At 70.5% G+C, this 19,795-nt stretch carries 24 protein-coding genes; 11 read left to right on the forward strand and 13 right to left on the reverse strand.

The window, feature by feature from the left end:
• Positions 1 to 66 precede the first annotated feature (66 nt).
• Positions 67 to 1,089: a hypothetical protein gene (locus tag ND450_RS18765; protein WP_253327358.1), complete on the reverse strand. Its 1,023-nt coding sequence runs from the start codon at positions 1,087 to 1,089 to the stop codon at positions 67 to 69.
• Positions 1,090 to 1,108: 19 nt separating this feature from the next.
• Between ND450_RS18765 and ND450_RS18770 the strand changes: the two genes are divergently transcribed.
• The gene (locus ND450_RS18770; RefSeq protein WP_253327359.1) at positions 1,109 to 1,603 is read left to right on the forward strand and encodes a DUF6886 family protein; all 495 of its coding nucleotides are present in this window, start codon (positions 1,109 to 1,111) and stop codon (positions 1,601 to 1,603) included.
• A 46-nt stretch (positions 1,604 to 1,649) separates the two neighbouring features.
• Positions 1,650 to 2,024, forward strand: a complete 375-nt coding sequence (locus ND450_RS18775; RefSeq protein ID WP_089919274.1) for a PH domain-containing protein — start codon at positions 1,650 to 1,652, stop codon at positions 2,022 to 2,024.
• Positions 2,025 to 2,092: 68 nt separating this feature from the next.
• On the opposite strand, the gene ND450_RS18780 is transcribed toward ND450_RS18775, so the two are convergent.
• Positions 2,093 to 2,533: a DoxX family membrane protein gene (locus ND450_RS18780; protein ID WP_253327360.1), complete on the reverse strand. Its 441-nt coding sequence runs from the start codon at positions 2,531 to 2,533 to the stop codon at positions 2,093 to 2,095.
• 107 nt (positions 2,534 to 2,640) lie between these two features.
• The gene (locus ND450_RS18785) at positions 2,641 to 3,300 is read right to left on the reverse strand and encodes a helix-turn-helix domain-containing protein (RefSeq protein WP_253327361.1); all 660 of its coding nucleotides are present in this window, start codon (positions 3,298 to 3,300) and stop codon (positions 2,641 to 2,643) included.
• A gap of 94 nt (positions 3,301 to 3,394) precedes the next feature.
• On the opposite strand from ND450_RS18785, the gene ND450_RS18790 reads away from it, so the two are divergent.
• From ND450_RS18790 to ND450_RS18800, 3 genes are all read left to right on the forward strand, one after another.
• Complete coding sequence (locus ND450_RS18790; RefSeq protein ID WP_253327362.1) at positions 3,395 to 4,540, forward strand: acyl-CoA dehydrogenase family protein; 1,146 nt, start codon at positions 3,395 to 3,397, stop codon at positions 4,538 to 4,540.
• Positions 4,541 to 4,608: 68 nt separating this feature from the next.
• On the forward strand, positions 4,609 to 5,016 hold the full coding sequence (locus tag ND450_RS18795; RefSeq protein ID WP_089919281.1) for a VOC family protein: 408 nt from the start codon (positions 4,609 to 4,611) through the stop codon (positions 5,014 to 5,016).
• A 62-nt stretch (positions 5,017 to 5,078) separates the two neighbouring features.
• Complete coding sequence (locus tag ND450_RS18800; RefSeq protein ID WP_253327363.1) at positions 5,079 to 5,459, forward strand: class I SAM-dependent methyltransferase; 381 nt, start codon at positions 5,079 to 5,081, stop codon at positions 5,457 to 5,459.
• Between the two features lie 159 nt (positions 5,460 to 5,618).
• On the opposite strand, the gene ND450_RS18805 is transcribed toward ND450_RS18800, so the two are convergent.
• From ND450_RS18805 to ND450_RS18830, 6 genes are all read right to left on the reverse strand, one after another.
• Entirely contained in the window at positions 5,619 to 7,334 is a 1,716-nt protein-coding gene (locus tag ND450_RS18805) for a DUF2264 domain-containing protein (RefSeq protein WP_253327364.1), read from the reverse strand.
• A 91-nt stretch (positions 7,335 to 7,425) separates the two neighbouring features.
• On the reverse strand, positions 7,426 to 8,376 hold the full coding sequence (locus tag ND450_RS18810) for a hydroxyacid dehydrogenase (RefSeq protein WP_253327365.1): 951 nt from the start codon (positions 8,374 to 8,376) through the stop codon (positions 7,426 to 7,428).
• Entirely contained in the window at positions 8,373 to 9,200 is an 828-nt protein-coding gene (locus tag ND450_RS18815; RefSeq protein ID WP_253327366.1) for a carbohydrate ABC transporter permease, read from the reverse strand. Before ND450_RS18815 ends, ND450_RS18810 begins: the two co-directional genes overlap by 4 nt.
• Positions 9,200 to 10,075: a carbohydrate ABC transporter permease gene (locus tag ND450_RS18820; RefSeq protein ID WP_253327367.1), complete on the reverse strand. Its 876-nt coding sequence runs from the start codon at positions 10,073 to 10,075 to the stop codon at positions 9,200 to 9,202. Before ND450_RS18820 ends, ND450_RS18815 begins: the two co-directional genes overlap by 1 nt.
• The gene (locus ND450_RS18825; RefSeq protein WP_253327368.1) at positions 10,072 to 11,370 is read right to left on the reverse strand and encodes an ABC transporter substrate-binding protein; all 1,299 of its coding nucleotides are present in this window, start codon (positions 11,368 to 11,370) and stop codon (positions 10,072 to 10,074) included. Before ND450_RS18825 ends, ND450_RS18820 begins: the two co-directional genes overlap by 4 nt.
• Before the next feature lie 33 nt (positions 11,371 to 11,403).
• Positions 11,404 to 12,435: a substrate-binding domain-containing protein gene (locus ND450_RS18830; protein WP_253327369.1), complete on the reverse strand. Its 1,032-nt coding sequence runs from the start codon at positions 12,433 to 12,435 to the stop codon at positions 11,404 to 11,406.
• Positions 12,436 to 12,533: 98 nt separating this feature from the next.
• Between ND450_RS18830 and ND450_RS18835 the strand changes: the two genes are divergently transcribed.
• From ND450_RS18835 to ND450_RS18850, 4 genes are read left to right on the forward strand one after another with little or no spacing between them, the layout of a single operon-like run.
• Positions 12,534 to 13,454 carry a TIGR01777 family oxidoreductase gene (locus tag ND450_RS18835; RefSeq protein ID WP_253327370.1) on the forward strand — a complete coding sequence of 307 codons (921 nt, stop codon included), beginning with the start codon at positions 12,534 to 12,536 and terminating at the stop codon, positions 13,452 to 13,454.
• Between the two features lies 1 nt (position 13,455).
• The gene (locus ND450_RS18840; protein ID WP_218159701.1) at positions 13,456 to 13,707 is read left to right on the forward strand and encodes an SH3-like domain-containing protein; all 252 of its coding nucleotides are present in this window, start codon (positions 13,456 to 13,458) and stop codon (positions 13,705 to 13,707) included.
• Positions 13,700 to 13,966: an SH3-like domain-containing protein gene (locus ND450_RS18845; RefSeq protein WP_253327371.1), complete on the forward strand. Its 267-nt coding sequence runs from the start codon at positions 13,700 to 13,702 to the stop codon at positions 13,964 to 13,966. The genes ND450_RS18840 and ND450_RS18845 overlap by 8 nt, the downstream gene beginning before the upstream one ends.
• Positions 13,959 to 14,549, forward strand: coding sequence for a nitrile hydratase subunit alpha (locus ND450_RS18850; RefSeq protein ID WP_253327372.1), 591 nt, complete (start codon positions 13,959 to 13,961; stop codon positions 14,547 to 14,549). Before ND450_RS18845 ends, ND450_RS18850 begins: the two co-directional genes overlap by 8 nt.
• A gap of 1 nt (position 14,550) precedes the next feature.
• On the opposite strand, the gene ND450_RS18855 is transcribed toward ND450_RS18850, so the two are convergent.
• Positions 14,551 to 15,774: an MFS transporter gene (locus ND450_RS18855; protein WP_253327373.1), complete on the reverse strand. Its 1,224-nt coding sequence runs from the start codon at positions 15,772 to 15,774 to the stop codon at positions 14,551 to 14,553.
• Between the two features lie 66 nt (positions 15,775 to 15,840).
• On the reverse strand, positions 15,841 to 17,502 hold the full coding sequence (locus ND450_RS18860; RefSeq protein WP_253327374.1) for a heme peroxidase family protein: 1,662 nt from the start codon (positions 17,500 to 17,502) through the stop codon (positions 15,841 to 15,843).
• Positions 17,503 to 17,783: 281 nt separating this feature from the next.
• Here ND450_RS18860 and ND450_RS18865 point away from each other — a divergent pair, with 281 nt between their 5' ends.
• Positions 17,784 to 18,107: an STAS domain-containing protein gene (locus tag ND450_RS18865; RefSeq protein WP_253327375.1), complete on the forward strand. Its 324-nt coding sequence runs from the start codon at positions 17,784 to 17,786 to the stop codon at positions 18,105 to 18,107.
• Between the two features lie 50 nt (positions 18,108 to 18,157).
• Positions 18,158 to 18,514 (forward strand): RNA-binding S4 domain-containing protein, encoded by a 357-nt coding sequence (locus ND450_RS18870; RefSeq protein ID WP_245786306.1) that lies wholly within the window; start codon positions 18,158 to 18,160, stop codon positions 18,512 to 18,514.
• A 157-nt stretch (positions 18,515 to 18,671) separates the two neighbouring features.
• Here ND450_RS18870 and ND450_RS18875 read toward each other — a convergent pair whose 3' ends face one another.
• Positions 18,672 to 18,815: a hypothetical protein gene (locus ND450_RS18875; protein WP_253327376.1), complete on the reverse strand. Its 144-nt coding sequence runs from the start codon at positions 18,813 to 18,815 to the stop codon at positions 18,672 to 18,674.
• A 110-nt stretch (positions 18,816 to 18,925) separates the two neighbouring features.
• Positions 18,926 to 19,795, reverse strand: a complete 870-nt coding sequence (locus ND450_RS18880) for an NAD-dependent protein deacetylase (RefSeq protein ID WP_253327377.1) — start codon at positions 19,793 to 19,795, stop codon at positions 18,926 to 18,928.

The following is a 19,795-nucleotide window of genomic DNA, read 5'->3' on the forward strand; positions in this document are numbered from 1 at the left end:
ACGGGCGACTAGGCCGAACGGCGTGAACCGCGTCACACCAGGCACGGCCAGATGGCTTAGGTGAGCCTAAGAAAGGCGCCACAAACGGCCGCCGGCGATCACGAACACCTGATCTCCGGCCCTCTCCACCGCGACCACCGCGCCGGACGGCCCGTCCGCGGGGCGCTCCCCCTTCTCCGACACCAGCTTCACGCCGCCGTGGTCGACGACCAGCGTCGGTGTGCCGTCGACGGGCACCGGAGCGGCGAGGGTCTGGTCGTCGCCGACCGGGACGTCCGGCGTGGTCACCTTCTTCCAGTCCGGACCGGTCCACCAGGCCAGCCGGCCCCCGGCGCGGCCCACGACGTGGCAGGTGCCGTCCCAGCAGCGGGCGGCCAGCGCGGCGTCGCCGTCCGGGAGGACGGCGGTGGTCCAGGTGCTGCCGTCGAACCGCCAGACCGCGGCGCTCACCACGCCCTTCGCGATCTGCCAGCCCACGACGAGGGCGCCGTCGCCGTCCGGGGTCACGGCGAGCGGGAAGCGCAGGAGTTCCTGCGAGCTCTCCAGCACCGTGCCGGCGGACGGCTGGCGGGTCCACGTGCCGGCCGCGTAGGTCCAGGCGGCGATGTCGAGGCCGGCCTTGTCGCTCTGCCACGTGCCGATGATCAGCGGGCCGTTCTTCGTCCGCACCGGCCCGATCAGCTCGCCCGCGCCGTACCCGCCGAACGTGCTGAAGGCCTGCGGTTGCTCGGTGATCGCACGCGTGTCGCCGGTCCAGGCGCTCCAGCGGACGTTGCCGTGCGCGCCGCCCCGTTCACCGCCGACACCGGTGATCGTGGTGCCGTCGGAGGTGATGCCGTACCAGTGCGCCTCCTTGCCGTACGGCGTCGCCGGGGTCAGCCGGGAGTTGGTGGTCGTGCCGTCCTTCGCCCGCGTCACGAGCTCCGGGTGGTCGGACGGACGAGTGCCGATCACCAGCGTCTCCCCGTGCGTCGCCAACGCTTCCGGCGTCGCCGTCAGGTCGACCGCGGTGAATCCGACCGAGTTGTCCGCACCGCCTGAGGAGCAGCCGGTGAGGACCAGCAAAACCGCGAGCGTCAGCCTCCGCATGCGGGTCAGTATCGACCACATGCGCCCCGAACCCGGTCAGGTCATGCACTTCTCCGAGGACCCGTCGCTCACGCGGTTCGTCCCACACATGGCGGCGACGGCGCGGCAGCCCGATGCGTACGTGTGGGCGGTGGACGCGCACCGCGCACCGGACTACTGGTTCCCGCGGCAGTGCCCGCGGGTGCTGGTGATCTCCCCGACGGCCAGGGTGCACGCGATCGAGCACGGGTGGCTGGAGCGGATGCGGACCGCGGAGCTGTACGCGTACCGGTTCGACGCGGCACCGTTCCGGCCGTTCGGCGAGGAAGGTGAGGGCGGTGGCCACGCGCACGTCGCCACCGAGCCGGTCACGCCGCTGGGGCCTGCCGAACCCGTCGGTGACCTGCTCGCGTTGCACGGCGCCTCCGGCATCGAACTGCGGCTGCTGCCGAGCCTGTGGCCGTTCTGGGACGAGGTCGTGGCCGGTCCGCACACCTTCAGCGGCATCCGCCTGCGCAACGCTCTGCCGCGATGACCAGGAGGCGGCCCGGAACCGGGGAAAGCCTGGTAAACGTGGACGTATGGGACTTCTCAGCGGAATGATGGGGAACGCGTCGAAGCTCGACCCGCGGGACGCCGCGAAGGAGTTCGGGCGCCTGCTGTCGCACGGGGAGCAGATCCACGCGGCGTACCAGCTGCTGCGCGACTCGTTCCTGTTCACCGACCGGCGGCTGATCCTGGTCGACAAGCAGGGCATGACGGGCAAGAAGGTCGAGTACCACTCGATCCCCTACAAGGCGATCACGCAGTTCTCGGTCGAGACGGCCGGGCACTTCGACCTCGACGCCGAGCTCAAGATCTGGGTCTCGAGCCACGACGTGCCGATCTCCAAGCAGTTCGGCAAGGGTGTCGACGTCTACGAGGTGCAGGCGCTGCTCGCCGCGTTCGTCCGGTAGGAACGCCCTTGTACCAAGGGAAATCCCCACGCCGGCGATGAGCCCGCGGGGGATTTCCCCGGTGAGGTCTAGCGGGCCTGCAGCATCGGGCGGAACCGGTCGCGGTACGCCCACGCCAGGCCGATCTCGGCGGCGGTCACGAGCAGTCCCGTCACCAGGCCGCTCGGCTCCAGGAAGACGTGGAACAGGAAGATGTTCACGACCACCGGGGCCAGCAGCGCGAGTGCCAGCGGCACGAACCGGCCGGCGAGGAGCAGCACACCGGCGACGACCTGGACGCCGGACGCGAGCTGCAACATGTAGCCGGTGGCGTAGAGAGCCGCGCTGAACGCCACCCCGGCGGGCGCCATCGTGCTCGGATCGGGTGCGGGCATGAAGTTCAGGAACCCGTTCAAGCCGGTCGCGGTGAACAGCAGGCCGATCAGCACGCGGGTCACGATCGTCGCGTGGCGGGCGGCGGCGGACCTGCGGACGGTGATGGCGGCGGGGGCGGTGGTCGTGGCGGTCATCTCGGGTTCCTCCTGGGCTGTCGTGTCCTTCCACCGAGGAGTCGAACGGGCACCACCCCGGATCGACACGACCGCCGAAAAATCTTGAGAAACCTCGAAACCGCTGGTCAGGCGCGTGTCGCGCGCACGTACTCCGCAACGGGGCTGAGCTTGAGCCAGTCCGGCAGGCCGCGCACCACCCAGCGCTGACCGGTCAGTTCGATCGTGCCCGCGCGGACCGCGTCGAGCAGCTCGAACTCGCCCTCCCACATGCGGTAGAGCGTGGCGAGGTCGGACGCCAGCACGGCGTCGATCTCCAGGCCGGGGTCGGTGTAGCAGATCGAGGCGTCACCGGGTTCGACGACGAGCCAGAACGTGCGTCGCCGGTCGCTGATGCGGACCTCGATGTTCGCGCGCTTGTCCAGACCGCTGGTGTCGACGCGGCCGTGCATCCACCACATCAGCACCTCGGGGTCGAGTTCCTCGGCGCGCGGGTCGCCGAACGCGTACCGGGCGCCCCAGTCGGCGAGGCTGAACACCAGCGGGCGCAACGCCTCCCCCGCCTGCGTGAGCGTGTAGCCGTCACCCGTGCGCTGCACGAGACCGGCGGTCGTCAGCTGCCGCAGCCGCCGCGACAGCAGGGCCCGGGAGAGTCCCGGCAGGCCGCGGGAGAGCTCGTTGAAGCGCGAGGCACCGACGAGCATGTCCCGCACGATCAGCAACGTCCACCGGTCGCCCAGCACCTCGACGGCGCGGACGATCGGGCAGTACTGCGCATAGGTCCTCACAGGGGAAGTCTCCGCCCGGTGGCGTGTTTCGTTACCGCCGTCCGGTTCACTTTCAGAACTACCCGCGGGGCTTACCGGTTCTTACGTTCATCGCATGACAACTCTTGACGCACCCCGTGTGACCGGCACGTTCCCGACCGTCACGAGGGAAGACGACGCGAAGTTCACCGACCTGGCCGCCCGCATCGGCGCGGTCGCGGCGGCCCACGCCTCCGAGCACGACCGCGACGCCACGTTCGTCAGCGAGGCCTACGAGGCCATGCGCGAGGAGGGCTACCTGGCGTTGGCCGTACCCGAGGAACTGGGCGGGCTCGGCGCCACGATGCGCCAGGTCTGCTACGCCCAGGCGGAGCTCGCGCGCCACGACGGCGCCACCGCGCTGGCCGTCACGATGCACCTCTACCTGACGCTGATGCAGGGCTACCGCAGACGCAAGGGCGCGCCGGACGCGGAGGGCGTGCTGCGGCGCGTGGCGGCGGAAGGCCTGGTCATCGCCACCAGCGGTGGGTCGGACTGGCTGTGGCCGACGACGACCGCGACCCCGGTCGACGGCGGGTTCCTCGTGAACGGGCGCAAAGCGTTCTGCAGCCAGTCGCCGCGCGCGAACGTCGTGGCCACGTCCGCCGTGCTCGGGGAGGAGGTGCTGCACTTCAGCGCGCCTCTCGACGCCGACGGCGTGCGCATCGAGGAAACCTGGGACACGCTCGGCATGCGCGGCACGGCCAGCCACGACGTGGTGCTGGAGGACGTGTTCATCCCTGCCGACAAGATCGCGGCCCGCCGTCCGCACGGCGAGTTCGGCGCTCCTCTGTTCGCCGCGGTCGTCCACTTCGCACCGGTGTGCGGGGCGACGTACTTCGGCATCGCGTCGGGCGCGCGGGACGTGGCCGTCCGCGCGACGACGAAGAACGCCAGCCGGCAGATCGGGTTGATGGACTACAAGCTGCGCACGGCGTGGTGGTCGCTGATGGGATCGATCGAGGAGCTCGGTTCGGACTACACGGCGGGCCCGGAGGCGACGACCACCGTGATGCTGGCGAAGCGGCAGGCCGTCGTGGAGGCGATCGAGGTCGTGGACATCGCGATGGAGGTCCTCGGTGGACGGTCGTTCTTCAAGCGCTCACCGCTGGAACGCGCCTACCGCGACGTGCGTGCCGGAACGTTCCACCCGCTCACACCCGAAGCCACACTCGTGTACGCGGGCAAGGTCGCACAGGGTGACCCCGGGGTGACGGAATAGGTTCAAGTTGTAGGCGTGCCAAGGGTTTGCGACGATGCGAACCCATCCTCGGAGAAGGAGCGATTCCGGTGGCCACTCGCCTCAACCCGTACATCAGCTTCGACGGCCAGGCCCGCGAGGCGATGGAGTTCTACCAGTCGGTCTTCGGCGGTGAGCTGAAGATGAACACCTTCGGCGAGTTCGGCATGCAGGACACGCCGCAGGCCGACCAGATCATGCACGCGCAGCTGGAGACCGACGCCGGCTACACGATCATGGCCGCCGACACGCCGCCCGGCATGGAGTACCGGCAGGGCTCCAGCATCACGGTGTCGCTGTCGGGCGACGACGAGGTGCTGCGCCAGTACTTCACCGCGCTCGCGGAGGGCGGCAAGATCGGCACGCCGCTCGAGAAGCAGATGTGGGGCGACGAGTACGGCGACCTCGTCGACAGGTTCGGCGTCAACTGGATGGTCAACCTGGGCGGCCTGGGCTGACCGCCGGCGGGGCGGGGCCGCGGGAGTAGCCCCGCCCGCCGCGCTGACGCATCATGGGGATCATGAGCGAGCGTCTGAGAGGTGTGGTCGGCCAACTCGCGATCCGGCCCGGCGACCGGGTGCTGGAGATCGGCTGCGGGCAGGGCGTGGCCGCCACGATGGTGTGCCAGCTGCTGTCCACCGGCACGCTCACCGCGATCGACCGCTCGGTGCGGATGGTCGAGGCCGCGACCCGCCGCAACGCCCCGTACGTGGCGTCGGGCAAGGCGGAGTTCCTCATCGCGTCGCTGGAGGACGTGAACCTGGGCGACCGGCGGTTCGACCTCGTGTTCGCCGTGCGCGTCGGCCTGTTCCACCGCGATCCCGGCCGCGCCCGCGCCCTGGTGGAGCCGTGGCTCGCGCCGGGCGCGCGGGTGCGGTCGTTCTTCGACGTTCCCGTCTAGTGGTGTGGCGCAGGAGGTCGGCGAGGTGATGCGCGCCCAGCAGGGCGCCTCGCGGCACCGCCCCCACGCCCCCGTACAACCAGTACGACGACGTGGGGGCGGCACCACGATGCACCCGTCTGACCACGAATTCCCCCGGCAACCTCCTGCGCCACACCACTAGTCCGCGTCGAGGGTTCGTTCCAGCAGGTCGTCCACGCGGGCGTCCCAGTCCGCCTCCTCGACGGTGCCGTTCAGGACGGCGACGGCGGCGAGCGTGACCGTGCCCTCCACGTCCGCGGTGAGGGTCGGGACGTGTGCGGCGGTGGTGAAGGCCGTGCCCTGAGGTGCGGTCTGCGACTTCTCGCCGGTCCAGCCCCGCACCCCGACGAGCTGGGACGGCAGGTCGGTGGCCCAGCCGGTGAGCTCGGCCGTCGTGCCCGGTGGCGCGCCGATGACGCGGTGGACGCGCAGCTCCTGGTCACCCCACACGGCCGTGACGCTCTCGACCTTCAAGCCCGGCACCATGACCTGGTTCGCGTCGAACACCGGGCGGTGCCAGGACGCGGCCCAGTTGTCCCGCGCGCCCAGCGGGTGGATCCGCCTGCGCACGCTGCGGTCGCCCCGGACGACCAGGCCGAGGTGGTTGTCGGCCACGTTGTGCTTCGAGGTCGGGCCGGTGGAGGTCGAGTAGGCGAACCGGCTGTACAGCGGGTCGTCGTCGGTCGCGTACTCCCCTTCGAACGGCCGGACGTGGTCGCTGCCGTGGTTGTGCAGCCTCGTGATGCCGCCGTGGCGTTGGACCAGGAGGCCCGGACCGGGCAGCGCGAGCGTTCGGTCCTCGTCCTGCGCCTCTTCTGTCGCGGTCCACAGTGGATGGTCGGGGCCGGCGAGCAGGCAGACGAACGCCTTCGACGCCCAGTACGGCGAGGCCGGGCCGGAGTAGGGCTGCAGGCTCGCCTCGTGCGGCCCGTGCCAGCCGAGGCTGAGCAGGCCGTCGGTGAGCGAGCCGCGGTCGAGGAAGTACCGCAGCGAGTTGCTGATGAGGTACCGCGAGTGGCCGGGGCTCAACGGCGTCTCCCCGGTCACCGCCCCCAGCGCCACGGCCGACGCGGCGGCGAACCGGTAGGTCAGCGACCGTCCGAAGTAGAGCGGAGCGCCGTCCGCGCCGAACAGCAGGTGGAAGCTCTTCAGGTGGTCGCGCAGGTGCGTGGTGACCGGCCGGCCGTCGAGGTGCGCGTCGAGCGCCGGGTAGAGGTGCAGCGCCCACCCGTTGTAGTGGTCGAACGCCCTGCCGTCGCCGTCGGAGTACCAGCCGTCCCCGACGTACCAGCCTTGGAGCAACTCCATCGCACGCTGCTCGGCCCGGCGGGTCTCGTCGTCGCCGCGACCGGCGTTCTCCAGGAACGACGCCACGGTGTACGGGAAGAAGTACCAGTTGTTGGCGGCCGGCACGTGCCGCAGCGAACCCCTCAGCCAGGCCTCGGCGCGGTCCTGGGTCTCCTCGGGGAGCTTGTCCCACAGCCACGGCTTGGTGAGGCGCAGTCCGAGCGCCACGGAGGCCGACTCGACCATGGGCTGGCCGACGTCGGAGATGGCGGGCCACTCCCCGCTGGTCCCGGCGGTGAGACCTGCGGCGTACCGCTCGAGCCAGTTGTGCGGGTCGTCGCCGTGCGCGGTGCGGAAGGCGGCGGCGAGGAACGTGCGGGCGTAGCCCTCCAGGCCGTCGGACCGGACGCCGCTGCGGGACGGCCTGCCGGGCAGGTCGAGGAAGGCGTGGTCCGGGGAGGCGTGGCGCCAGGCGGCGTCGAGCAGGCCGTCGGCGGCGGCGACCCAGTGGGCGCGGGTGAAACCGGTGCGGGGGCTGAGGGTGTGGTCGGGGTCGGGCAGCTTCACGCAATGGGTCCCTTCACTCGGCCGGCGGCCGGCTCTGGCTTCGTTCGTTCGTCCGGCTCCCTCACGCACTGCGTCCCTTCGTCCGGCTCCCTCACGCGATCCTCTCCCTCAACGCCGCCGGCACCGGGGTCGCGAACCCCTCCCCCGCGGCCCACCGTCGCACCTCGTCTACCGCGTGCCGCCCCAGCCGCCCCCACTCGTTGCCCTGCGACCCGGCCAGGTGCGGCGTGATCAGCACGGCATCGCTGTGCCACAACGGGTGCTCCGCGGGCAGCACCTCCGGGTCGGTCACGTCGAGCACTGCCCGGATCCGCCCGGCCTGCGCCGCCAGCGCGTCCTGGTCCACCACCGCGCCCCGGGCCGTGTTGATCAGCACGGCGTCGTCGCGCAGCAGCCCGAGCAGTTCGGCGCTCACTAGGCCGACGGTCTCCGGCAGCAGGGGCGTGTGCACGCTGACCACGTCGCTGCGTTCGAACAACTCGGCCAGCCCCACCGATTCGGCACCGTCCACTTCGGTCACGAACGGGTCGTGCACCAGCACCTGGAAATCGTAGGGCGCGAGCAGCTCGATCACCCGGCGGCCGATCAGCGACGCCGACAGGATGCCCACGACGGCGCCGAAGTTGCCCACCGAAGGAGCCACCTCGTACACCGCCATCCGCTTGGTCTCGCGGTACTCGCGGGCGCGTTCGAGCACCCGCTTGCCGCTCAGCAGGATCATCGCGACGGTGTACTCGGCCACCGGCAGCGCGTTGGCCTGGGCGGCCGACGACACCGCGATGCCCCGGTCCCAGCACGCGTCGGTGACGAAGCCCTTGACCGACCCGGCCGTGTGCACGATCGCCGTCAGACGAGGCAACCGGGACAGCACGGAGGCCGTGATCGGCGGACACCCCCAGCCCGTCACGAGCAGGTCGACGTCGGGCACGTCCGCGAAGTCCGGGAAGACGCCCTGGAAGTCGCAGACCGCCTCCAGGGAGCCGAGCACGGGCGTGAGGACGGCGGTGGCGGCCTCCGCCGACATCACGCCCGCAGCCCTCACTTGACGGCTCCCGCGGTCATGCCGGCCTTCCAGAACCGTTGCAGCATCATGAACGCGAGGATCAGCGGCAGCACCGCGAAGAGAGATCCCATGATCACCACCGGGTAGTACTCGGGAGACACCGTGGCCGAACTGTTCCACTGGTACAGGCCAAGGCTGACGGGGTAGAGCAACTGGTCGGACAACATCACCATGGGGAGGAAGAAGTTGTTCCAGATCGTGGTGAGCTGGAACAGGAACAGGGTGACCAGCCCCGGCCCGAGCATGCGCAGCGCGACCCTGAAGTACGTGGCGAGGTCGCCGGCGCCGTCGATGCGCGCGGCCTCCAGCACCTCGTCGGGCACGTAGCCCTGCGCGAAGATCCGGCCGAGGTAGACGCCGAACGGGTTGAACAGCGCCGGGATGAACACCGCCCAGAACGTGTTCACCAGGCCCGCCTCGGACGCCATCAGGTAGAGCGGCAGCGCGAGCACGGTCTGCGGCACCATGACCGCCGCGAGCACGAGCCCGAAGAGCTTCTCCTTGTGGCGGAAGGCGTACTTGTCGAACGCGTAGCCCGCGGCGATCGAGATGAACGCGCTGACGGCCGCGCCGAACACCGCGTACAGCAGGCTGTTGAGGTACCAGCGCCCGTACAACCCCTTGTCCATCGCGAACAGGTTCTGCACGTTCTCCACCAGCGAGAACCCGCCGAACAGGTCGCTGTTGAACAGCGCGTCGACGTTCTTCGTGGCGGCGAGCACGAGCCACATCACCGGCAGCAGGGTGTAGAGCACCGAGATGCCCACGACCACGTTCACCGTGGTCCGGCCGAGGAGGGTCATCAGATGGCCTTCCTGTTCGTCCAGCGCGTGACGCCGTAGGACAGCGCGACGGTGAACGCCAGCAGGATCACCGACGCGGCCGCGGCCAGGCCGTAGTTGTTGCGGGTGAAGGCGGCGTCGTAGATGTACATGCTCGGCGAGAACCGGGCGCTGATCATGGGCGTCGACTGCGAGAGCAGCACCGGTTCGGTGAACAGCTGCAGCGCCCAGATCAGCGTGAAGATGCCCACCGTGACGATCGCGCCGCGCACCAGTGGCGCCTTGATCCGCACGGCCTGCTTGACGGGGCCGGCACCGTCCACGACGGACGCCTCCAGCACCTCGCGCGGCACGGCCTGCAACGCGGCGTAGAAGATCACCATGTTGTAGCCGAGGTTGCTCCACAGGGCGATGTTCACGATCGACGGCAGCACGGTGTCGATGCCGAGGAAGTTGATCTGGATGTCGGCCTTGGCGAACAGGTCGACGATCGGGCTCAGCCCCGGCGTGTAGAGGTAGAGCCAGATCAGGGCCGCGATGATGCCCGGCACGGCGTGCGGCAGGTAGAGGCTCATCTGCGCCCAGCTGCGGAGCTTCGCCACGCCGGAGTCGAGCAGCAACGCGAGGGTCAGGGCACCGACGACCATCAGCGGGATGTAGAGCAGACAGTACAGCACGACCGTCAGCAGGCCGTTCAGGAAGGTCGGGTCGCTGAGCACCGCGAGGTAGCTGCGCAGCCCGACGAACACGGTGCTCTCCGGGCCGAACCCGAGCCCGGGCTGGTCGGCGGCGAAGAAGCTGAGCCAGACCGCCGTCCCGGTCGGGACGAGGAACACCGTCACGAGCAGGACGAAGAACGGCGCCATCAGCACGGCGCAGGCGAGCCTGCCCTTCACCGCGCACCCTCCTCAGTGGACAGACCGAGCGCCTTGAGGTCCGGCATCGTGCCGCTCTGGGCCTCGCGCAGGGCGTCGATCACCGTGCCGACTCCCGCACCGGCTCGCGCGAACCCGTCCTGCACGACCTTCTGCGTGGCGGTCATCCGCGGCCCCCACACCCAGCCGTCGCGGATCTTGTCCGCCTCCTGCTGGAACAGCCGGTAGATGTCCTGACCGCCGTAGTACTCGCCGGGGAACGCCTTCGCGCCCGCCTCGACCAGGCCGGGCGCCACCGGGTACTGGCTGCTCGTGCCGCTCTTGAGCCGGGCGGTCAGCGCGTCCGGGTGCGTGCACTGCCACTCGATGAACTCCATCGCGGCCTCGGGCTGCCGCGAGTCCTTGGTGACGGCGAACGTCGACCCGCCGTGCGTGCCGACGACCTGCTCGTCCCAGACCGGCATGGGGGCGATGCGCCACTTGCCCTTCTGCGCCGGACGGGCCCGCATCTGCGCTCCCGCGTCCCAGGCGCCGCTGAGCCTCGTGATCACGCGGTCCTGACCGAGTTGCGCGTCGTGCTGCTTGCTGTCGGCGGCGTTGCGGAACACCAGGTCCTCGTCGATCAGCCGCTGCCAGTAGTCCGCGACCTTCCGCGTCGGCTCGTCGGCGAGCGAGACGCGCCACTTGCCGCCGCTGGTGTCGAACCACTGCGCGCCCGCCTGCCAGGCGTAGCAGGCGAACTGCATGGCGCCGTCGGTCGGGAAGATCGCGAGCCGCTGGTCGGGGTTCCTGTCGCGGACCGTGCGCGCGAGCGAGGCGAACTCGTCCCACGTGGCCGGGACCTCGTAACCCCCGGCCTCGAACAGGTCGGCGCGGTAGTGCAGGACCATCGGCTCGACGTCGAGGGGGACGCTGAACACGCGGTCGTCGAACGTCGTGAGCTTCAGGGCCTGCGGGAGGATCTTCTGCTTGACGCGATCGGTCACGAGGTCGGTGATGTCCCTGGCGACGCCGTCGATCGCGTACCCCGGCACCTGCGGGTACTCGATCGTGGCGACGTCGGGGGCGTTGCCCGCACGAGCCGCGTTGCTGAGCTTGGCGTACCCGCCCTGCCCACCCGAGGGGATCTGCTGGAAGACCACCCTGATGCGGTTCTGCGAGGAGTTGAACGCGTCGACGACCTGCTGACTACCTCGCAGGGCCGACCAGAACGTGATCTCTACCGGACCTCCGGCACCGCGGCGTTGCGGAGTGGAGCAGGCCGCCAGTGGTGCCGTGAGGCCCGCCGCGAGAAGTGTGCGACGACTCAGGCGCATGAGTCGCATCCTGATCGCCTGATCGGTTTTACGTCAAGAAACGGTCAAACGCTCAGTCGACGAACGGATCTTCAACGCGGGCAGCAGCTCGACCCGTTCGGCGGCCGTGACCTCGCCTTTCAGCTTCCGCAGCAGCAGCTCGGCGGCGACTTTCCCGACCTCGGTCTTCGGCGGCGCGACGGCCGTGAGCGGGATGCTGCCGAGAGAGGCGACCACGTCGTCGTACGACACGACCGAACACATCCCCGGCACGTCGACACCCGCGCGCATCAGCTGCTGGACCAGCATCAACGCGTCCTCGTCGCCGTGCAGCACCGCCGCCGTGGCCCGGTGCGCGCGCAGCACGTCCGCGAGCTCGGTGTCGTCGGGCGAGCTCCGCACCGTGACCGCGTCCTCCAGCCCTGCGGAGATCTCCGCGAACGCCCTGCGCAACACGCGTGCGGTCGGGCTGTCGTCGCGTGCGGCCAGCACGATCCGGCGGTGTCCCAGGTCCGTCAGGTGCTTCACGGCCAGGTACATGCCGTACCAGTGGTCGGAGCACACGGAGTTCATCGCGCGCAGCCCGCCGCTCGGCCGGCGTTCCATGAGAACGGTCGGGACGCCGGTGTCCGCGAGCCAGTCGTCCTCGGTCTCCTCCTCGGACGTGCGCCACCGCGGCGCCATCAGCAGCCCCTGCACGGACTCGGTCAGCGCCTTCTCGACGATGGGCCGTTCCGCACCCCTGACCTGCGGCGCGATGTGCAGGACGACCCGCATGCCGGCCTCTTCGAGCGTCTTGCGGGCGCCGTTCATCGTCTCGTAGAGGTACGTGTGGCGCTCCGGCACGACCAGCGCGATCGACCCGTTCGCCGCCTGTCTCGGTTCCGGCTGCTCGACCGGGGTGAGCGACCGCGCGACGCCGTGCCCGCGGCGCAGCTTGCCGAGGCGGGCGAGCTCCTCGACGTCACGGCGGATCGTGACGATCGAAACGTCCAGTTCCTCGGCCAGATCGCTCACCTTGACCGTGCCCCGCGACGCCGTGACGGCCAGGATCCGCTGCCGCCGTGCCTCGCTGGACTCCCGCATGACCGACCGCCTGTTCGTTTGAGCGTTTTGCCGCGAGCATAGCTGACACGACTCTCAGCGACCGGGGACTAGCTTCGGCCGCGAGGGGGGACACCGACATGAAGATCGTGATTCCAGGCGGGACCGGACAGGTCGGCGGCGTGCTGACCCGTGCGCTCAGGGCGGCGGGCCACGAGGTGGTGGTCATCAGCCGCAGCGCCGGCGTGCGCTGGGACGGCCACACGCTCGGTCCGTGGGCCGACGAGATCAACGGTGCCGACGTCGTCATCAACCTGGCCGGGCGCAGCGTGAGCTGCCGCTACAACGCCGAGAACCTCCAGCAGATGATGCGGTCGCGGGTCGACTCGGCCCGCGTCGTCGGCGAGGCCATCGCGAAGGCGGACGACCCTCCGGCGGTCTGGTTGCAGATGAGCACGGCAACGATCTACGCGCACCGGTTCGACGCGCCGAACGACGAGGAGACCGGCGTGCTCGGCGGCCGGGAGCCGGACGTGCCGGGCTACTGGGCCTACAGCGTCGAGATCGCCAAGCGCTGGGAGGCCGAACTGGAGGAGGCCGACACCCCGGCCACCCGCAAGGTCGCGCTGCGCTCGGCGATGGTGATGAGCCCGGACCGGGGCGGCGTGTTCGACTACCTGTCGTGGATGGCCCGGCTCGGTTTGGGCGGCCCGGTGGCGGGCGGCAGGCAGTACGTCTCGTGGATCCACGACGACGACTTCGTGCGGGCCGTCGCGCTGCTGATCCGGGAACCGATCTCCGGCGCGGTCAACCTCGCGGCGCCGGGACCGGTGCCGCAGCGGGAGTTCATGCGCGAGCTCCGCAGGGCCTGGCACGTGCCCGTGGGCCTGCCCGCGACGAGCTGGATGGCCGAGATCGGGGCGTTCGCGCTGCGCACCGACACCGAGCTGCTGTTGAAGAGCCGCCGGGTGGTCCCGGGCAGGCTGCAGGACGCGGGATTCGAGTTCCACTTCCCGAACTGGCGGGAGGCGGCGCAGAATCTGGCTGAGCGCAGGAGGTGAGATGCCGAGGACCAACGACGTCGGAGGCCTCGACGGGTTCGGCCCGGTGGTCGAGGAGCTCGACGAACCGCCCTTCCACCACGACTGGGAGGCGCACGTGATGGCGATGAACCGCGCGCTGATCGGGCAGAAGGTCTACAACCTCGACGAGTTCCGCGACGCCGTCGAACGGACCATGTCCCACGAGTCGAGCTACTACGAGAACTGGTTCCGCGCCATCCGGACGCTCCTGAAGGAGAAGGGCGTTGTCTGAGCGCTACCGCACCGGCGACCGGGTGCGGACGTCCACAGTGGACCCCGACCACCACACGCGGCTGCCGCACTACGCGCGCGGTCACGTCGGCACGGTGGTCGGCAGCGACGGCGTCCACCCGCTCGCGGACCTGAGCGCCCAGGGCGTCCAGCAGCCGCAACAGGTCTACCTGGTGCGCTTCACCGCACATGAGCTCTTCGGCCACGGCGACCACAGCGTGACGCTGTCCCTCTGGGAGGACTACCTCAGCGATGAGTGACGACCACGACGACTCCGCGATCGCCGCCCAGGTCCGGGACCTGGAGGCGGTGCTGGAGGAGAAGGGCCTGCTCGACCCGCGCGAACTGGACCAGGTGCTGGAGGCGTTCGCGGCGAAGTCCTCCCCCGCCAACGGTTTCCGGGTCGTGGCCCGCGCCTGGACGGACGACGGCTTCCGCGCACGCCTGCTCGACGACGCGAACGACGCGCTGCCCGAGCTCGGCCTGTCGATGGGCGGCGGCCTGCAACCACAGGTGCTGCACGTCGTCGAGAACACCGCCGACGTGCACAACGTCGTCGTCTGCACGCTCTGCAGCTGCTACCCGCTCTCCCTGCTCGGCCCGTCCCCCACCTGGTACAAGAGCCCGGCGTACCGCTCGAAGGTGGTCAGCCACCCGCGCGAGGTGCTGGAGCAGTTCGGCCTCACGCTGCCCGAGACCACGAGGATCGAGGTGTGGGACGCGAACGCCGAGTCGCGGTACATGGTGCTGCCGCGCCGGCCCGACGGCACGCAGGAGCTGACCGAAGCCGAACTCGCAGGTCTCGTGACGCGCAACGGGTTGATCGGCACGGCGGCCGTGTAGGTCACCGCGCCGGCACCGGTTCGTTCGTCAACGCCCGCACCGACGGGGAGGCGAGCATCGCCGCGGTCGCGATCAGGTAGAGCGCGGCGCACCCGAGCAACGCGGCCGACGTGCCGAACGCGTGCGTCACCGGCCCGATCGCGAGCTGCGCCAGCGGGATCACCGCCCACGACCCGAGCATGTCGTAGGAGTAGACGCGGGCGAGCCGGTCGGCCGGCACGTGCTGCTGCAGCGCCGTCTCCCACGCCACCGCGAACTGCTCCAGGCCCACCCCGGTCACGAACGAGGTGGCGATCAGCAGCCACGGCGCCGGGTGCACGACCATGACCACCGGCAGCACCGCGAAACCCGACACGAGCGCCACGCCGAGCAGCAACGGCCGGCGCACCCTGAACCGCATCACGACGAACGCGCCGACGACCATGCCCGCGGTCTGCGCGGCCAGGACCAGGCCCCACACCCCACGTCCGAACGTCGTGTCCGCGAGCACCGGCCCGAGCACCATGACGCCGCCGACGAGGGCCGCGTTGACCAGCGTGAAGCTCACGATCACGACCCAGACCCACTGCCGCGACACGACTTCCGCCCAGCCGACCTTCAGCTCGGACAGCACCGAGGGCCTGTGCTCGGCGGGCAGGCGGGCGGCGGGCACGCGCACGAGCGCGAAGAACACCCCGGCCAGCGCGAACGACAGCGCGTCCACCGCGAGGCCCCAGCCGGGACCGATGAACGCGATCAGCAGGCCGCCGAGCGCCGCACCGCCGATGCGCGCGGTGTTCAACCCCAGGCGCAGCACCGCGTTGGCCTGCAGGCGCACCTCGACCGGCACTGTCTGCGGCACCAGCGCCATCGAGGCCGGGAGCGAGAACGCGCTCGACATGCCGTTCACCACCGACAGCACCACGAACCACGTCACCGACGCCGTCCCGGTCAGCACGAGCGCCGCGATCAGGGCCTGGCTCGCGAAGCTGACCGCGCACGACCCGGCGAGCACGAGCTGGCGCGGCAGCCGGTCCGAGACGACGCCGCCCCAGAGCAGGAACACCGCGTTCGCGATCGACCGCGCGGCGACGACGACGCCCAGCGACGTGATCGACGAGGTGAGGTCGAGGACGGCGAAGGCCAGTGCGATCGGCGCCAGCGCGTTGCCCGCGATGGTCGTGACCCGACCCGCGAGCAGCCAGCGGAAAGCCGGATGCGCCAAAGGCGCGAGTGAATCCCCCATCAGGACAAGCTACAACGACGCGGATGCCGCCCGATCCCTTGAACCGGGCGGCTTCCGGCGTGCGGTTCAGTCGCCCAACGGGTTCAGCAGGTCGGCCTTGCCCTCGAACGCGAACAGCAGCAGGTCGACCATCCGGAACGTGCTGGAGTCCGGCCCGAGCGTGGGCCGCCAGTACGGCGAGCGCACGATCGAGATCCGGCTGCCCTCCATCGCGCGGTGGAAGACCTCCGCGGTGAGCCTGCCGCCGACCGGGCCCATCAGCCCACCGCCGGCCTCGGCCTCCCGCAGGACGTAGAACCACAGCGGGGTAGCCTCGACCAGCTGCGCCCGCTGCTGCTCCGACAGGCCCTCGACGACCGCGCCGCCGTTGCCCTCCAGGATCTGCTCGGCGGTGAGCGGCTCGACGCCGAAGAGCTCGGCGATCTGCTGACCGGTGGCGAGCTCCATCATCGAGGCCCTGGTCAGGTTCCGGAACGCGAGGTTGCGCTCGATCTCCCGGAACTGCGTGCCGCGCCCGCCGAACGTGCCGGCCGGCAGCCGCGTCAGCGGGTCGACCAGCAGCGTGTCGATCCGCTTGGTGACGTTGCCGCCGCCGGTCGCCGCGGGCGGCACGAGGTCCTCGCGCTCGGCCTCGGTGAAGTCGTACAGGCGCCGGAAGTCCGCGATCCAGTTGCTGGGCAACGTGAAGAGCGGGCCGCGGTGCACGTCGTCGAGGTCGCCCGGCGTGCGCGAACCCGGGTCGAAGTTGCCGGCCACACCGGTGAAGGTGAACAGCGCGAACAACGTCGCGATGCCACCCGGTCCCGCCTCGTTGAACACGCGGTTCCACTGGTACTCGTCGCGGACCTGGCTGTGCCCGAAGCGGTACGAGGCGACCGAGAACTCGACGGGCATGGTCGGCGAGTCGTCGCGGCAGCGGCCCGGCACCTCGAAGAACCGGCGGCCGTGGGTGAAGACGTCGTCCACGATCGCCTGGTCGACGACCCGCGGCAGGAAGTCGGTCTTGAGCATCCACTGGTAGTGCCGCACCACGAGTTCCTTGGCGGCGCGGAAGAGCCGCGAGCCGGTGAGGCCGGTGAGCGCGAGCTCGTCGACGACGCGGTTGTGGAAGCGGATGAACGCGAGGTGCGTCTGCGCCACCACGAGGTTCTCGTCGTTGCGGGCGTCCGGGATCAGCGGCAGCCGCCGGTCCGCCGCCGTGCCCGCCGTCCCACCGCGGCGCGGCAGGTCGAAGCCCTCGAACGGGACGTTGGTGCCCTCGTCCGGGAACGGGACCGGCGTCGTGGTGCCGACCTTGAGCTTCACGCCGTCCTGGGCGTAGAAGGCCTGGTCGTCCTTGTCGCGCGGGCCGCGGCCGTAGACCGAGTCGAGGTCCAGCGCGGGCGAGCGCCCCTGCAGCAGCTCGTCGAGGTTCACGTCCTGCCCGAGCTGCGACTCGGTGCGGTCCATCGTCAGGTCGTGGTCGACGAACTGGCCGAGGTAGGTGAAGCCCGCCGGGACGACCGGGTCGGCCGAGTCGGGCTGCGGGACGTTCGCGGTGATCGCGGTCGCGAGGGCGGTCCGCGTCTCCTCGTCCGTGCGCGGCCCCTTCGGCCCCAGTCGCGAGAACCGGAACCTGCGCAACTCCTCCGCCGTGGAGGGCTGACGCGTGGTGGCCACACCTTTGTCGTCGAATTCCAGCACACCTTCGCCCACGACGAAGAAACTGTCGCGCACGTGCCTCTTCATGTCTCCCCCTGTATCCCCTCTACCAGGCGACCTGTTCTCCCCAACAAGCACCTGCCCCACCGCCAGTCTCCGTACGGATGAAAACACCGTCGAAGCTTTTGCCGAGAACCAAAATGCCGTCACGCAGCGGATACGAGGTGGACGAGAATATTTTCGAGAACCGCCGAAAAGGCGATCTTGCGAATTGGGATCTTGTTTCACGCGCTGTCGTCACGGCCCACCGCACGGGCGACGGGCCGAGGGGTGGTTTCGGGCCCGGCGGGAGCGGGTACTGCTGCGAAATGCTCGAAGTCACGGTGACGAAGTCGTCGCCTGCCTCCACCCTGATCACCGTCTCCGGTGAACTCGCCGGTCCCGGCGCGGAACGGCTTCTCGCCCGGCTCGACCGCCTGCTCGACAACGGCCACCGCTACGTGGTCCTCGACCTGAGCGGCGTGACGTTCTGCGACTCCAGCGGCGTGAGCGCCCTGGTGCGCGGTCACGCCCGCGCGTCGGCCGCGGCGGGCGGCCTGAAGGTCTCGGCGGCGTCCGTCCAGGTGACGAGGGTGCTGGAGCTGTCGGGCCTCGGGCGGATGCTCGGCCTGCCGTCCACAGTGGAGGCTTAGCGGCCGGGCCGGGACGGCGTCACCACCGCCGCGGGTGCCATGATGGCGGGGTGGAGTCCACGCGCATCGACCGCTGGCTGTGGGCGGTCAGGCTGACGAAGACCCGCCCCGACGCCGCCCAGGCGTGCCGGGGCGGCCACGTGCGCATCAACGACAAGCCCGCCAAGCCCTCCACGACGGTCGTGCCCGGCGACCAGGTCCGCGCCCGCGTCGGCGACAAGACCCGCGTCGTCGAGGTGGTCAGGGTGATCCAGAAGCGGGTCGGCGCCGAGGTGGCGGCGATGTGCTTCATCGACCGCACGCCCAAGCCACCGCCGGAGATCCCGATCGCGCGCCGCGACCGGGGCGCGGGGCGTCCGACGAAGCGGGAGCGGCGCGTGCTGGACCAGTTCCGGTCGCAGAACTAGTGGTGCGACTCAGAACGTTAGCGGCGTATCCGCGCTCAGCAGGGCGCCTCGCGGCACCGCCCCCACGCCCCCGTACAACCAGTACGAGGGCGTGGGGGCGGCACCACGAGACACCCGTCTGACCACGAATACACCGGCAACGTTCTGAGCCACGCCACTAGCTCAGCCGCGGCTCCGACAGCTGCTCGGCGACGACGCGGTCCAGCACCGTCTCGATGCCCGGCGGAGCAGCCGTCAGCGCCCAGCCCGCCACCGGTTCCAGCGCGCCGTCCTCGTGCCGGGTGACGCCGGCGAGGCCCACACCGCGTCCGGTGACAGCACCAGGGGCCGGTGTTCCGCGAACGCCTTGCCGACGGCGTGCAGCGGGTCGGTGACGGGCGTGACGTCGTCCACCGGGAATGTCACCATTCCTCACCGCACAACGACTTCCGCCAGCTCCGTCAGCGTTGTCCCGAGCGGCAGGTCGACCCGGTGCGACGCGTGCGGATCACCGCGCGTCTCGCCCCGGTTGATGATCACGACGGGAATGCCCGCCGCGGCCGCCCGCCGCACGAACCGCAGCCCCGACATGACCGTCAGCGAGGACCCGAGGACGAGCAGGGACCGCGCGCCGTCGACGAGCGAGTAGCACTGCTCGACGCGCGGGCGCGGCACGTTCTCGCCGAAGAACACGACGTCCGGCTTGAGCACGCCGCCGCACGCCTCGCACGGCACGACCTGGAAGCCGCGCACCTGCTCCTCGGGCAGGAAGACGTCGCCGTCCGGGTTGATCTCGTCCGTCGTCGCGTGGAAGTCCGGGTTGGCCTCGCGCAGGCGCCGGTCGAGGTCGAGGCGCGGCGTGATCAGCCTGCAGCCGAGGCAGATCACGCGGTCGAGGCCGCCGTGCAGCTCCACGACGTCCGGGGAACCCGCGGCCTGGTGCAGGCCGTCGACGTTCTGGGTGATCACCCCGGCCAGTTTCGGGTGCAGCCGACGCACGGCGTGGTGGCCCGCGTTGGGGTGCGCGCGGGCGATGGTGCGCCAGCCGACGTGGCTGCGCGCCCAGTAGCGCCGCCGGCCGGCCTCGCTGGTGGTGAACTCCTCGTACGTCATCGGGGTGTGCTTGCGCAGCGACCCGCCCTCGCCGCGGTAGTCCGGGATGCCGGACTCCGTCGAGATGCCCGCGCCGCTGAGCACCAGCACCCCGCCCTCCTCGACGATCGGCACGACGTCGGCGAGGGTGGAGGTGCGCGGCAGCGACGGGCCGGGGTTCGACCAGGTCAGAGTGGGCCTTGTTCGCAC

This window comes from Lentzea sp. HUAS12, from assembly GCF_024125735.1.
In the GTDB taxonomy this organism is placed as follows: Bacteria; Actinomycetota; Actinomycetes; order Mycobacteriales; family Pseudonocardiaceae; genus Lentzea; species Lentzea albida.